This window comes from Streptomyces sp. I05A-00742 (assembly GCF_013055795.1).
Lineage (GTDB): Bacteria > Actinomycetota > Actinomycetes > Streptomycetales > Streptomycetaceae > Streptomyces.
Window position 1 is genome coordinate 58,574 of record NZ_JABETO010000007.1, and the last position, 13,869, is coordinate 72,442.

Below are 13,869 nucleotides of genomic sequence, written 5' to 3' on the forward strand. Positions count from 1 at the left end.
AGCCGTTCGCCCCCCACGCACGACAACGCAGGCCACGCGCCGCCGCGGTCTCCGCCGTGCCCGCCCTCCCGGGTGAGCGGAACAATGAAGGTATGGCAGACCCTCCGGCGTTCTCGCGCCCCCGGGAAGAGGACCGGCCGCACGGTGACCGGGCCGGGGACCCGCCGCCCGTGAGCTTCCTGGCCGCGCACCGGCCCGGCCCGGACCGCTCCCCGGCCCTCGCCCCGTACGTCCCCGAGCTGGAGCCCGACCTGGACGCCGACCTCGACGACTACGCCGAGGACGACTCCGGCGAAGGCGACTACAGCGAGGACGGCTATGGCGAGGACGGCTACGGCGGGGGAGGTTACGGCGAGGGCGACTACGGCGGAGCCGATTACGGCGCCCGCGCCCCCGCCCGCGAGCCCGCCCGCCACCGGCAGGCGCCGAGCACGGCGGACCGCGGGATCGACTACACGGACGGGTACGACGACGGCGAGGAGGACCCCGCCCGGGACGGCGAACCGCTGCCCGAGGGCCGTTTCCTGGACCGCGAGCGCAGCTGGCTGGCGTTCAACGAGCGGGTGCTGGAGCTGGCCGAGGACCCGGCCACCCCGCTCCTGGAGCGCGCCAACTTCCTGGCGATCTTCGCGAGCAACCTCGACGAGTTCTTCATGGTCCGCGTCGCCGGCCTCAAGCGCCGCATCGCCACCGGCGTCGCCACCCGCTCCGCGTCCGGCCTCCAGCCCCGCGAGGTGCTGGAGCTGATCTGGACCCGCTCCCGGGAGCTCATGGCCCGGCACGCCGCCTGCTACCAGCAGGACGTGGCCCCCGACCTGGCCGAGCGGGGCATCCACCTGATCCGCTGGCCGGAGCTCACGGAGAAGGAGCAGTCCCGCCTCTTCACCCTCTTCCGCCAGCAGATCTTCCCCGTCCTCACCCCGCTCGCCGTCGACCCGGCGCACCCCTTCCCGTATATCTCCGGGCTGTCGCTCAACCTCGCCGTGGTCGTCCGCAACCCGGTCAGCGGGCACGAGCACTTCGCGCGCGTGAAGGTCCCGCCGCTGCTCTCGCGGTTCCTGGAGGCGTCGCCGCAGCGGTACGTGCCGCTGGAGGACGTGATCGCCGCGCACCTGGAGGAGCTGTTCCCCGGCATGGAGGTGCTGGGGCACCACATGTTCCGGGTGACGCGCAACGAGGACCTGGAGGTCGAGGAGGACGACGCGGAGAACCTGCTCCAGGCGCTGGAGAAGGAGCTCATGCGGCGCCGCTTCGGCCCGCCCGTGCGGCTGGAGGTCGAGGAGTCCATCGACCCGTACGTCCTCGACCTGCTGGTCCGCGAGTTGAAGATCTCCGACGCGGAGGTCTACCCACTGCCGGGCCCGCTCGACCTCACCGCGCTGTTCCACATCGCGGCCCTCGACCGGCCCGAGCTCAAGTACCCCAAGTTCGTGGCGGGTACGCACCGCGATCTGGCCGAGGTGGAGTCCGCCTCCGCACCGGACGTCTTCGCCGCCCTCCGCGAACGGGACGTGCTGCTCCACCACCCGTACGACTCGTTCTCCACCTCCGTCCAGTCCTTCCTCGAACAGGCCGCCGCCGACCCGGACGTCCTCGCCATCAAGCAGACGCTCTACCGCACGTCCGGCGACTCCCCGATCGTCGACGCGCTCATAGACGCGGCGGAGTCCGGCAAACAGGTCCTCGTCCTCGTCGAGATCAAGGCCCGTTTCGACGAGCAGGCGAACATCATCTGGGCGCGCAAGCTGGAGGAGGCCGGCTGCCACGTCGTCTACGGACTCGTCGGGCTGAAGACCCACTGCAAGCTGTCCCTGGTCGTGCGGCAGGAGGGCGACACCCTGCGCCGCTACTCCCACGTCGGAACCGGCAACTACCACCCCAAGACCGCCCGCCTCTACGAGGACCTGGGCCTGCTCACCGCCGACCCGCAGGTGGGCGCCGACCTGTCCGACCTCTTCAACCGGCTGTCCGGCTACTCGCGCCGCGAGACCTACCGGCGGCTGCTCGTCGCCCCGCGGTCGCTGCGCGACGGCCTGGTCTCGCGCATCGCGCGCGAGGTGGCCCACCGCAGGGACGGCCGCCCCGCGTCCATCCGGATCAAGGTCAACGCGATGGTGGACGAGGCGGTCGTCGACGCCCTCTACCGCGCCTCGCGCGCCGGTGTCCCGGTGGACGTATGGGTGCGTGGCATCTGCGCCCTGCGTCCGGGGGTGGCCGGGCTGTCGGAGAACATCCGGGTGCGCAGCGTCCTCGGACGGTTCCTGGAACACTCCCGCGTCTTCGCCTTCGCGAACGGTGGGGAGCCCGAAGTGTGGCTCGGCAGCGCCGACATGATGCACCGCAACCTCGACCGGCGCATCGAGACGCTCGTCCGCGTCACCGACCCCGCGCACCGCGCCGCGCTCAGCCGGCTGCTGGAGCTCGGGATGTCCGACCGCACGGCCTCCTGGCACCTCGGCCCGGACGGCGGCTGGACCCGGCAGGCGACCGACGCCGACGGCCGGCCGCTGCGCAATGTGCAGGAAATCCTCATCGACGCCCGGAGGCGCCGGCGTGGCTCAGCGACCCCGTGAAACGCCGGTCGCCCTCACCGCGGCCGGAGGACGGACCGACAGGACGACGACCGACATGACGACCGACGCCGCCACCGACGGCCGGCCCCCGCTCCCCGGACGCCGGGGACCGGACGGCGGCCACACCCCGCACCCCACCGGCACCGCCGCCGACGTCCTCGCGCGCTATCTGCACCAGCAGGCCACGGAGTTCCTGCGCGCCCTGCGCCTGCACGGCGACAGCGGGCACGGCACCGGGACCGCCGCCGAGGACAGCGCCGAGGCCGTCCGGCTGCTGCGCGGCGCCGCCCGCCGCGTCGCCGGAGCGCTACAGGTCTTCCGGCCGCTGACCGAGGTCCCCTGGACCGACCAGTTCCGGACCGAACTCGGCTGGCTGACCGAGACGCTGGGCCGCGAGTACGCGTGCGCGGCCCGGCTGGCCCGGCTGCGCGGCGCGCTGCACCGGCTCTCCGGCGCCTCCGCCGACGGCGGCCCCGGGAGCGCCCCCGCCGTCGGCGCGGCCCGCGCCGGTGCCCTGCTCGAACGCCAGCTGACCCTGGCCCGGACGCGCGCCCACTCCGCCGCGCTCCAGGCGCTGGGCTCCGCGCGCTTCCATGCCGTCGCCGACGCCGTCGCCGTGCTCTCCACCGACCCGCCGCTCGACCCCGCCGCCCACGACCTGCCCGCCCACGAGGCCCTGCCGCTGCTCGCCGAGCAGACCCACCGGCTCCTCCTCGAAGCCGCCGGCACCCTGCCGCTCTCCGTCGCCGGACTGCCGTACAACGCCGAGGGGCTCTCCCACGGCCTCGCCGGCCCGGGCGCCCCCGCCGCCGAGGGCCGGCAGGACGCCCCCTGGCACCACGTACGCCTGCTGGTCCGCCTCCGCCGCTACGCCCAGGAAGTCCTCGACGAACAGCACCGCACCGAGGTCGAACCCGCCCTCACCATAAGGCTCCTGAGCGCCGGCCAGACCCTCGACCGGCACCGCGACGCCGCCGAGGCCGCCTCCTACGCGGCCGCCGCCGCCCGCACCCCCCGCATCGCCCCCGCCACCGCCTACGCCCTCGGCGTCCTCCACGCCGACCAGCGCCACGAGGTCGAAGCCGCCCGGTTCGCCTTCGGCCGGATCTGGCAACGAATGGCGGTCCCCCGATGAAACCCGTCAAACCCGCCCCCGGCACCGCCGACGCAGTCGTCCGCGCCGCCGGCTGCGTCCTTTGGCGCCGCGCCCCCCACGGCGGCATCGAGCTCGCCCTCGTCCACCGCCCCAAATACCTCGACTGGTCCTACCCCAAAGGCAAACTCAAACCCCGCGAGGACCCCCGCACCGGCGCCCTCCGCGAGGTCCGCGAGGAGACCGGCATGGACTGCGTCCTCGGCGCGCCCCTGCCGACCTCCGGCTATCCCGTGGCCGACGGGCGGTGGAAGGAGGTGCGGTACTGGGCGGCGGAGGCGTGCGGGGGCACGTTCGTGCCCAATCGGGAGGTGGATCGGTTGGCCTGGCTCCCGCCCGGGGAGGCGCGGGGGCGGTTGACGCATGAGCGGGATCGGGGGTTGGTGGATGCGTTGCTGGTGGTGTTGGGGGTGGGGTAGCCCCGGGCCCTCCCCCAGAGGGGGCACCCCCAACGGGCTGAGATAGCCCGTCCGGCGTTTGAGGACAGCGCGCGCAGCGCGCTTCTGGGGGTGTGGGGGCTTGCCCCCGCAGAAACGGTGAAAGGGAGGGACCGGGGCACCCCTACCCCCGAGGCGCCACCGCCTCCCACCGCACCGTAACCTCCCCCTGCCGCCACCGCCGCACCCCACCCACCAACGGCCAATCCGCACCGAGCGACGACACCGCCCGAATCCACCGCTGCCGAGCCCCCAAAGACGCATAGGGCGCGGCCGCCGCCCAAGCCCGGTCGAAGTCACAAAGAAACGCATGCACCGGCTCCCCCGGCACATTCCGATGAATGAGCGCCTTCGGCAACCGCTCCGCAAGATCCGAAGGCGCCCCCAGCGACCCGAGCCGCGCCGCGAAGGTGACGGTGCGCGGCCCCTCAGGGCCGAGGGCGACCCACACATGCCGCCGCCCGATCTCGTCGCAGGTGCCCTCGACGAGCAGCCCGTCGGGCGCGAGCCGCGCGCGGAGCCGCGCCCAGACGGCGGCGACCTCGTCCTCGTCGTACTGGCGGAGCACGTTGGCGGCCCGGATGAAGAGGGGCCGGCGCCCGGCCGCGAGGGGCACCTCGAAGCCGCCGCGGGCGAAGGCGAGCCCGTCGCGCTCGTAGGGGGCGGCGGCCGCGACCCGGGCGGGGTCGATCTCGACGCCGACGACCTGGGCGTCGGCCCGCACCCGCCGCAGCCGGTCGAGCAGCTCGACGGCGGTCCAGGGCGCGGCCCCGTAGCCGAGGTCGACGGCGACGGGGTCGGCGGAGCGGCGGAGGGCGGAGGCGTGGACGGCGGTGATCCAGCGGTCCATCCGGCGCAACCGGTTCGGGTTGGTCGTACCGCGCGTCGCCGCCCCGACGGGGCGCTGGTGGGGGGCGGATGCGGGACGGACGGCGGCCATGCACCGAGCGTAAGCGGTTCCGGTCGGACGCCGGACCGTGCGGCGGGCCGCATCACTGTTTGGTAAAGGAGGAAAGAGGAGGGAAGGGGAGCGGGCGGTTCCGCGTTCCAGGGTTGACCCCTGACGTACGCACGCCCCCCACAGGCGGACGGAGGACCCGAACGGTGAGCCAGTACGCACCCCGGCGCGGTGCGCGCCGCACCCGTACGCATGGCAGCCCCTTCGCCCGGCCCCAGCAGTTCCTGCGCCGCGCGCAGGGCCGGCTGCCGCGCCGCGTCGCGATGCTCAGCGTCCACACCTCGCCGCTGCACCAGCCCGGCACGGGCGACGCGGGCGGCATGAACGTCTACATCGTCGAGCTCGCGAAGCGGCTCGCCGCCATCGGCATCGAGGTGGAGGTGTTCACCCGGGCCACCACCGGCCATCTGCCGCCCACCGTGGAGCTGGCCCCCGGCGTCCTCGTCCGGCACATCGACGCGGGCCCGTACGAGGGCCTGGCGAAGGAGGAGCTGCCGGCCCAGCTCTGCGCCTTCACACACGGCGTGATGCAGGCGTGGGCGGGCCACCGGCCGGGCCACTACGACCTCGTCCACTCGCACTACTGGCTGTCCGGGCACGTCGGCTGGCTGGCCGCCGAGCGCTGGGGCGTGCCGCTGGTGCACGCGATGCACACGATGGCCAAGGTGAAGAACGCGGCGCTGGCGGCGGGGGACACCCCCGAGCCGCAGGCCCGGGTGATCGGCGAGACGCAGATCGTCCGGGCGGCCGACCGGCTGATCGCGAACACGGAGGGCGAGGCCGAGGAGCTCGTACGGCACTACGACGCGGCCCCGGGCAAGGTCGCCGTGGTCCACCCCGGCGTCAATCTGGAGCGGTTCCGGGAGGCCGACGGCCGGGCCGCGGCCCGCGCCCGGCTCGGGCTGCCGCAGGACGCGCTGGTCCCGCTGTTCGCCGGCCGGATCCAGCCGCTGAAGGCGCCCGACGTGCTGCTGCGCGCCGTCGCCGAGCTGCTGGACCGCCGTCCCGGGCTGCGCTCGCGGATCGTCGTCCCGGTGGTCGGCGGCCCGAGCGGCAGCGGTCTCGCGAAGCCGGAGGAGCTGCACAAGCTGGCCGCCCGCCTGGGGATCACGGACGTGGTCCGGTTCCGTCCGCCGACGGATCAGGATCGGCTCGCCGACTGGTACCGGGCGGCGTCCGTGCTGGTCATGCCCTCGTACAGCGAGTCCTTCGGCCTGGTGGCGGTGGAGGCGCAGGCCTGCGGCACACCGGTCGTCGCCGCGTCCGTGGGCGGTCTGCCGGTGGCGGTCAGGAACGGGACGAGCGGCTTCCTGGTGGACGGCCACGACCCCGCCGACTACGCGCGGGCGCTGGAGCGCTTCGCCGACGCGCCGGAGCTGGCCGGCACGATGGGCGCCGCGGCGGCGGCGCACGCCCGGTCCTTCGGCTGGGACACGGCGGCCGGCGTCACGGCCGGGGTGTACACCGAAGCGATCATCGAACGCCGTCGTCGCCTACGCTCGGCGTATGTCTGACGCGAAGACCACCATCGAGCGGACGCTCAGCGAGGCCGCGCTCGAATGGGAGAGCCCGGACGACGGCACGTACGTCGTGAAGCTGCCCGGTACGCGGAAGTTGTCGACGACCGTGTCGCTGGTCGTCGGCAACCACTCCCTGTCCGTCAACGCCTTCGTGGTGCGCTGCCCCGACGAGAACCACGAGGCGGTGCACCGCTGGCTGCTGGAGCGCAACACCCGGCTGTACGGCGTGGCGTACGCCCTCGACCGGCTGGGCGACATCTACCTCGTGGGGCGGCTGCCGCTGGCCGCCGTGACGCCCGACGAGATCGACCGGATCCTCGGCACGGTGCTGGAGAACGCGGACGGCAGCTTCAACACCCTTCTGGAGATGGGGTTCGCGAGCGCGATCCGCAAGGAGTACGCGTGGCGCACCGCACGGGGCGAGTCCACGCGCAACCTGGAGGCGTTCACCCGGCTGACGGGCGAGGGCGAGGACGGCCGGAAGGAGTGACGCGGGGCCGGGGCGTTCAGGCCGGCATGGCCTCGGCCTCCGGCTGTCCGGTGGCCGGCGTCTTCCCCTGTGCCACCGGCGTCTCCGCCGCCCCCTCCTCCGGCAGGTCGCGCGTCAGCAGCCAGTACCCCGCGCCGGCGATCGTGCCGACCACCGCGCACCCGGCCCACAGCACGCCGGCCCCGAACTCCTCGATGATCACGCCGCCCGTCAGCGGCGCGACCAGGGCCGCGAGCGTCCACGACAGCGAGAACACGCCCTGGTAGCGGCCCCGTGCGTGGAGCGGGGAGAAGCGCACCACCATGCCCGACTGGGTGGGCGAGTTGATGATCTCGGCGAGCGTCCAGACGACGATGGTCAGCGCGAAGACGCCGACCGAGCCGGCGAAGGCGGTCAGCCCGAAGCCGTACCCGGCGAGCAGGGCGGAGAAGACCAGCAGCCGCCGCGGGTCGTGGCGTTCGATGACCCGGGTCACCGGGATCTGCAGCACGACGATCATGATGCCGTTGACGGCCATGACCATGCCGTAGTCCTGGGTCGACAGCCCCTCCCGGCCCATCGCCACCGGCAGCGCCACCGAGCTCTGATGGAAGATCACCGCCACCAGGAAGGCCAGGCCGGTGACGCCCATGAACCGGCCGTCCCGCAGCACCGAGCCCAGCCCCACGGCCGGCGCGGCCTCGCCGGGGCCCGACGGCGCGACCGGCTCGGGCCGCGACTCGGGGAGCGTGAAGTAGCACAGGACCGCGCAGGCCAGCGTGATCGCGGCCTCCCCGAGGAAGCCCGCCAGGTAGCTGTACTCGGCGACGAAGCCCGCCGCGGTCGAGGAGACCGCGAACCCCATGTTGATCGCCCAGTAGTTGATCGAGTAGGCCCGCAGCCGGTCCTCGGGCCGGATGATGTCGGCCATCATCGCGGTGACGGCCGGCCGCGAGGCGTTGCTGGTCAGTCCGACCAGGAAGGCGGCGCCCGCGATCGGCACCGGGTCGTGCACAAAGCCCAGCAGCGCCACGGACGCGGCGGTCGACACCTGGGCGATCATCAGGGTGGGGCGCCGCCCCAGCCGGTCCGTCATCACCCCGGCCCCGAGCGAGGCGACCACCCCGCCGAGCCCGTGCAGCGCCGCGACCAGCCCGGCGTACGAGGCGGAGTAGCCGCGCTCCATCGTCAGGTACAGCGCGAGGAACGTCGCGACGAACCCGCCCAGGCGGTTGACCAGCGTGGCGACCCACAGCCACCAGAACGCCCGTGGCAGTCCCGCCACGCTCTCCCTCGCCGCCCTGCCCATGCGCGCGATCACGCGTGCCCCCTGGATGTAAGTGGTGTTCAGCTGATCCGCACCTTACGAGCGCCGGGCATGTGCACGCCATCCAATTGACACGATCCGTCAAGTGGACCGCCGGCCACCGCCGGGAGCGACGCCCCCGCACCGTCGATTACGCTCAAGGGCATGGCCGACGCACCGTACAAGCTCATCCTCCTCCGCCACGGCGAGAGCGAGTGGAACGCGAAGAACCTGTTCACCGGCTGGGTGGACGTCAACCTCAACGAGAAGGGCGAGAAGGAGGCCGTCCGCGGCGGAGAACTGCTCAAGGACGCCGGCCTGCTCCCTGACGTGGTCCACACCTCCCTCCAGAAGCGCGCCATCCGCACCGCGCAGCTGGCCCTGGAGGCCGCCGACCGCCACTGGATCCCCGTCCACCGCTCCTGGCGGCTGAACGAGCGCCACTACGGCGCCCTCCAGGGCAAGGACAAGGCCCAGACCCTGGCCGAGTTCGGCGAGGAGCAGTTCATGCTCTGGCGCCGCTCGTACGACACCCCGCCGCCCGCCCTCGAGGACGGCTCCGAGTTCTCCCAGAGCGACGACGCGCGCTACGCCTCCATCCCCCCGGAGCTGCGCCCGCGCACCGAGTGCCTCAAGGACGTCGTCGTCCGCATGCTGCCCTACTGGTACGACGGCATCGTCCCCGACCTGCTCGCCGGCCGCACCGTCCTGGTCGCCGCCCACGGCAACTCGCTGCGCGCCCTGGTCAAGCACCTCGACGGCATCTCCGACGCCGACATCGCCGGCCTCAACATCCCCACCGGCATCCCGCTCGCCTACGAGCTCGACGCCGACTTCCGCCCCGTCACCCCCGGCGGCACCTACCTCGACCCGGAGGCCGCCAAGGCCGCCATCGAAGCCGTCAAGAACCAGGGCAAGAAGAAGTAGCCCGGCACGGACCGGACATACAGGCAAGGGCCCCCGGCCGGCGACAGCCGTCCGGGGGCCCTTGCCCGTGAGTGACGTGGACGCGGCGTGTCAGCCGCAGCTCCCGCCGCACTGGCAGGAGCCGCCTTGCTGGCAGCCGCAGGTGCAGCCGGGCCCGCACTGGCATCCGCTCATCGCGGGCGCTGCGGGGATGTGCGCGAGAGAACCGGTCATGCGGTACCTCCTCGATGGGTGGTCTGCCACACCCCACTCAACGCTCACCCGGCGTCGGTCGTCAATGCGCTTGGTGTACGAGTGTGCGGGCGCACGGAGTACGCCGGGGAGCGTAGCGGCGCACTCCATGAGTCAGGAAGCCTCCCCTGCGCCGGGGGTGTTCGCCGACTGGCCGAGCTCGTCCGCGTGCTCGCCCGTGACCAGGTAGACGACGCGCTTGGCGACGGAGACGGCATGGTCGGCGAACCGCTCGTAGTAGCGGCCCAGCAGGGTCACGTCGACGGCCGTCTCGATGCCGTGCTGCCAGCGGTCGTCCATCAGGTGCTGGAAGAGCGCGCGGTGCAGCAGGTCCATGGCGTCGTCGTCCTGCTCCAGCTGGAGCGCCAGGTCCACGTCCTTGGTGATCAGCACCTCGCCGGCCTTGGCCATCAGCCGCTGGGCGAGCTGGCCCATCTCCAGCACGGTGGAGTGCAGGTCGCGCGGGACCGCCGTGTCGGGGAAGCGCAGCCGGGCGAGCTTCGCGACGTGCTGCGCGAGGTCGCCGGAACGCTCCAGGTCGGCGCTCATCCGCAGCGACGTCACGACGATCCGCAGATCCGTGGCGACCGGCTGCTGCCGGGCCAGCAGGGCGATGGCCCGCGCCTCCAGGTCCCGCTGGAGGTCGTCCACCTTGCTGTCGCCGGCGATCACGGCCTCGGCGAGCTTGAGGTCCGCGTCCAGGATCGCCGTCGTGGCGCGCCCTATGGCGGAGCCGACGAGCCGTGCCATTTCGACCAGCCCGTCGCCTATCGAGTCCAGCTCCTCGTGGTACGCGTCCCGCATCGTGTCCTTCTCTCGCTTCGAGTCGTGCGGCGGCCGGTGCGTGCTCTCGTCGCCGTCACCGCGGCACCGGGCGGGGATCCTGCCCGGTCGGCCGGCCCGGCTCCTACGATCCGGCCGGAAACCGACGGGTGACGACCTCCCGAGTGAACCACCACCGACCTCAAGGTGAACTCTCGGCAACGTGTGTTCGAGGCACCCCCCATTTGGCTGTGGGGCTGTCGGTGCGCACGCCTAACCTGGAGACATGAACGTGGACGCGGCCGTCGCCGCAGCGGCAGCCCTCGCCGGACTGTGCACCGGCGTGATCGCCATGCTGGCGTTCCGCTGGAGCGAGCGCGACCAGGCCCGCCCGACCCGCAGCTCCCTGCACACCGACGCGGTCCTCCCGCCCGGGGTGGACACCGTCCTCTCCGTGCTGCGGTCCTCCGCCGTCGTGCTCGACGAGGGGGACGCCGTGGTCAAGGCCAGCTCGGCGGCGTACGCCCTGGGCCTGGTGCGCGGCGGCCGGCTCGCCGTGGAGCCGATGCTCCAGATGGCCCGCGACACCCGGCGCGACGGCGAGATACGCCAGGTCGAGCTGGACCTGCCGCGCCGCGGCACCGGCCGCGGGGACGCCCTCGCGGTCTCCGCCCGGGTCGCGCCGCTGGGCTCGCGCCTGGTCCTGCTGCTCGTCGAGGACCTGACCGAGGCCCGCCGCATCGAGGCCGTGCGCCGCGACTTCGTCGCCAACGTCAGCCATGAGCTCAAGACCCCGGTGGGCGCCCTCTCCCTGCTCTCCGAGGCCGTGATGGACGCCAGCGACGACCCCGAGGCGGTCACCCGCTTCGCCGGCCGGATGCAGATCGAGGCCACCCGGCTGACCAACCTCGTCCAGGAGCTCATCGACCTCTCCCGGGTGCAGAACGACGACCCGCTGGAGGACGCCGAGCCCGTCCGCGTGGACGAGCTGGTGGCCGAGGCCATCGACCGGTGCCGCCACCAGGCCGGCACCAAGCAGATCACCATGGCCAGTTCTGTCGGCGGACCCGAAGGGTCCTCCACTCGGGGTGGTGGCGGGCGACGGGCGGGCGGCTCCGCCGGCCTGCACGTCTGGGGCAACCGCGGCCAGCTCGCCGCCGCCCTGGGCAACCTCGTCGAGAACGCCGTCAACTACAGCCCGGCCCGCACCCGGGTGGGCATCGCCGCCCGCCGGGTCGCGGCGCCCGGCGGCGATCTCATCGAGATCGCGGTCACCGACCAGGGCATCGGCATCTCCGAGAAGGACCGCGAGCGGGTCTTCGAGCGCTTCTACCGGGTCGACCCGGCCCGCTCCCGCGCCACCGGAGGCACCGGCCTCGGCCTGTCGATCGTCAAGCACGTGGCCGCGTCGCACGGCGGCGAGGTCACCGTCTGGAGCGCCGAGGGCCAGGGCTCCACGTTCACCCTGCGCCTCCCGGAGGCGGGCGTGGACCGCGACCGGCTCCGCCTCCGCCGCTACGACGACACCGCCCCCGGCAGCGCCGGCATCCCCGCCCCGGAGACCCTCCCGTGACCCTCTTCCGCCCGCACCGCCAGAACGAGACCCGACCGGAGGTCGCCCCGTGACCCGAGTGCTCGTCGTAGAGGACGAAGAGTCCTTCAGCGACGCGTTGTCCTACATGCTGCGCAAAGAGGGCTTCGAGGTCGCCATCGCGGCCACCGGCCCCGAGGGCCTGGAGGAGTTCGAGCGCAACGGCGCCGACCTCGTCCTGCTCGACCTGATGCTGCCGGGCCTGCCCGGCACCGAGGTCTGCCGGCAGCTGCGCGGACGCTCCAACGTGCCCGTCATCATGGTCACCGCCAAGGACAGCGAGATCGACAAGGTCGTGGGCCTGGAGATAGGAGCCGATGACTACGTCACCAAGCCCTTCTCCTCGCGCGAGCTCGTCGCCCGCATCCGCGCGGTGCTGCGCCGCAGGGGCGAGCCGGAGGAGGTGACGCCCGCCGCCCTGGAGGCGGGACCGGTCCGGATGGACGTCGACCGGCACGTCGTCACCGTCTCCGGCGGCAAGGTCGACCTGCCGCTCAAGGAGTTCGACCTGCTGGAGATGCTGCTGCGCAACGCCGGCCGGGTGCTGACCCGGATGCAGCTCATCGACCGGGTGTGGGGCGCGGACTACGTGGGTGACACCAAGACGCTCGACGTCCACGTCAAGCGGCTGCGCGCCAAGATCGAGCCGGACCCGGGGGCCCCGCGCTACCTGGTGACGGTGCGCGGGCTCGGCTACAAGTTCGAGCCGTAGGCCCCGAGGGGCCATGGACCCCGAGGGGCAGAAGCGGCGAGGGCCCGGAGCCGACGGCTCCCGGGCCCTGCGGCGTGGCCGGCGCCGCCGTCAGTGCTCGCCCGCCGTCAGCGCTCGGTGCCCGGCGCGGCCGGCGTCTGGCTCTTCTTCTCGCCGTTCTTCTCGCCGTTCTTCTTCTCGCCCTTCTCGGGCTTCTCCGCCTTCTTCGCCGCGTCCTCCGGCTTGCCCGCCGGGGCGGAGGCGCCGGGGGAGGCCGGGGCGGACGCGCCCGGCTTGCCCTGCTTGCCGCCGCCCGGCTTGCCCGGCTGCGGGGACTGCGGCGCCTCGGCGGGGCCCCAGTCCTTGAAGTAGCTGGTGGCGGGGACGACGAAGGCGCCGACGCGCACATCACCGGTGCTGCTGAAGACGAACGACAGCTGCTGCTGCTCGCCGTCCTTGAGGCTCTCGCGGCCGTTCGGCAGGACGGCGGAGGCGTTGCCCTTGCCGCCGAGCGTCAGCGAGCCCCCGGCCGGGATCTCCACCGGGCCGTTGCCCTTGGCGCCCTTGAGCTGCACCGTGACGTTCTTGCCGGGCAGCTTGACGGCGTTCAGCGACTGGGCCTTGTCGCCGTTGTTGAACACCTGGCCCGTGATCACGGCCGGGCCGGTCGTGGTCTGCCCCGGCTGGGTGATCACGTTGACGTTCTGGAGCTTGATGTCGCCGACCGCGGTGGCGGCGTTGTCCGGCTTGACCTGCAACGTCTGCGCATCGTTGCCCGCCCCGCAGGCGGAGAGCGAGGCGATCGAGAGCGCGAGGACGGTGGCGGCGAGAGCGCCGCGTCGAAGGCTGCTGCTCACGGCGGCGGCATCTCCTTGACGAAGTAAGAGGTGTGTCAGCGCGCTTAGGTTACCGAGCCGTCGCCGGGCCGCCGCACCCGACCCGCCTCTCAAGGTCCACTCGGCCGTCGACAGTCCTACCACCGGCTTATCCGAGGACCTGTCCGGGTGGATTATCGGTAAGGAATGCGAGTACCGAGCGGAACGCGTTACGGAATTGATCACGTTCGGCTTGATCAATTCCGTAATGCGCGCGAGGAAGGGTCCCGCGCCCCGAACGGAGTACCGGAACTGCGGCGACCGGACCCCGGCAAAACGGGACGTTCGACCGCTCGCGCGCCCGTCCCGGTACGTGTAACGTGCCCGTTTCGCTTGCCCCGGACAACCGCTCCGACCTGCGAATACCTGCTTCCGG

12 protein-coding genes are annotated in these 13,869 nt (G+C 72.9%); 8 read left to right on the plus strand and 4 right to left on the minus strand.

The window, feature by feature from the left end; translation table 11 throughout:
- Positions 1-92: 92 nt before the first annotated feature.
- The 3 genes from HN013_RS09295 to HN013_RS09305 are packed head-to-tail and all read left to right on the plus strand — an operon-like array spanning position 93 to position 4,145.
- Positions 93-2,573 (plus strand): RNA degradosome polyphosphate kinase, encoded by a 2,481-nt coding sequence (locus HN013_RS09295; RefSeq protein ID WP_171165024.1) that lies wholly within the window; start codon positions 93-95, stop codon positions 2,571-2,573.
- A 55-nt stretch (positions 2,574-2,628) separates the two neighbouring features.
- On the plus strand, positions 2,629-3,708 hold the full coding sequence (locus HN013_RS09300; protein ID WP_171165026.1) for a CHAD domain-containing protein: 1,080 nt from the start codon (positions 2,629-2,631) through the stop codon (positions 3,706-3,708).
- The gene (locus HN013_RS09305) at positions 3,705-4,145 is read left to right on the plus strand and encodes an NUDIX hydrolase (RefSeq protein WP_171165028.1); all 441 of its coding nucleotides are present in this window, start codon (positions 3,705-3,707) and stop codon (positions 4,143-4,145) included. Before HN013_RS09300 ends, HN013_RS09305 begins: the two co-directional genes overlap by 4 nt.
- A 142-nt stretch (positions 4,146-4,287) precedes the next feature.
- Here the strand turns inward: HN013_RS09305 and HN013_RS09310 are convergent, their stop codons facing one another.
- Positions 4,288-5,103 (minus strand): class I SAM-dependent methyltransferase, encoded by an 816-nt coding sequence (locus HN013_RS09310; protein WP_171165030.1) that lies wholly within the window; start codon positions 5,101-5,103, stop codon positions 4,288-4,290.
- 164 nt (positions 5,104-5,267) lie between these two features.
- Here HN013_RS09310 and mshA point away from each other — a divergent pair, with 164 nt between their 5' ends.
- Both mshA and HN013_RS09320 read left to right on the plus strand, forming a co-directional pair.
- The gene (gene mshA / locus HN013_RS09315) at positions 5,268-6,635 is read left to right on the plus strand and encodes a D-inositol-3-phosphate glycosyltransferase (RefSeq protein ID WP_171165032.1); all 1,368 of its coding nucleotides are present in this window, start codon (positions 5,268-5,270) and stop codon (positions 6,633-6,635) included.
- Positions 6,628-7,131 (plus strand): YbjN domain-containing protein, encoded by a 504-nt coding sequence (locus HN013_RS09320; RefSeq protein ID WP_171165034.1) that lies wholly within the window; start codon positions 6,628-6,630, stop codon positions 7,129-7,131. The genes mshA and HN013_RS09320 overlap by 8 nt, the downstream gene beginning before the upstream one ends.
- A 16-nt stretch (positions 7,132-7,147) precedes the next feature.
- Here HN013_RS09320 and HN013_RS09325 read toward each other — a convergent pair whose 3' ends face one another.
- Positions 7,148-8,419: an MFS transporter gene (locus HN013_RS09325; RefSeq protein ID WP_171165311.1), complete on the minus strand. Its 1,272-nt coding sequence runs from the start codon at positions 8,417-8,419 to the stop codon at positions 7,148-7,150.
- A 162-nt stretch (positions 8,420-8,581) separates the two neighbouring features.
- Here HN013_RS09325 and HN013_RS09330 point away from each other — a divergent pair, with 162 nt between their 5' ends.
- On the plus strand, positions 8,582-9,343 hold the full coding sequence (locus HN013_RS09330; protein WP_171165035.1) for a phosphoglyceromutase: 762 nt from the start codon (positions 8,582-8,584) through the stop codon (positions 9,341-9,343).
- 345 nt (positions 9,344-9,688) lie between these two features.
- Here the strand turns inward: HN013_RS09330 and phoU are convergent, their stop codons facing one another.
- Positions 9,689-10,378: a phosphate signaling complex protein PhoU gene (phoU, locus tag HN013_RS09335; RefSeq protein WP_171165037.1), complete on the minus strand. Its 690-nt coding sequence runs from the start codon at positions 10,376-10,378 to the stop codon at positions 9,689-9,691.
- Between the two features lie 244 nt (positions 10,379-10,622).
- Here phoU and HN013_RS09340 point away from each other — a divergent pair, with 244 nt between their 5' ends.
- Together HN013_RS09340 and HN013_RS09345 are read left to right on the plus strand one after the other, a co-directional pair.
- The gene (locus tag HN013_RS09340; RefSeq protein ID WP_171165039.1) at positions 10,623-11,909 is read left to right on the plus strand and encodes a cell wall metabolism sensor histidine kinase WalK; all 1,287 of its coding nucleotides are present in this window, start codon (positions 10,623-10,625) and stop codon (positions 11,907-11,909) included.
- A 49-nt stretch (positions 11,910-11,958) separates the two neighbouring features.
- Positions 11,959-12,639 carry a response regulator transcription factor gene (locus HN013_RS09345; protein ID WP_171165041.1) on the plus strand — a complete coding sequence of 227 codons (681 nt, stop codon included), beginning with the start codon at positions 11,959-11,961 and terminating at the stop codon, positions 12,637-12,639.
- Between the two features lie 107 nt (positions 12,640-12,746).
- Here the strand turns inward: HN013_RS09345 and HN013_RS09350 are convergent, their stop codons facing one another.
- Positions 12,747-13,475: a DUF461 domain-containing protein gene (locus HN013_RS09350; protein ID WP_171165043.1), complete on the minus strand. Its 729-nt coding sequence runs from the start codon at positions 13,473-13,475 to the stop codon at positions 12,747-12,749.
- Positions 13,476-13,869: the final 394 nt, after the last annotated feature.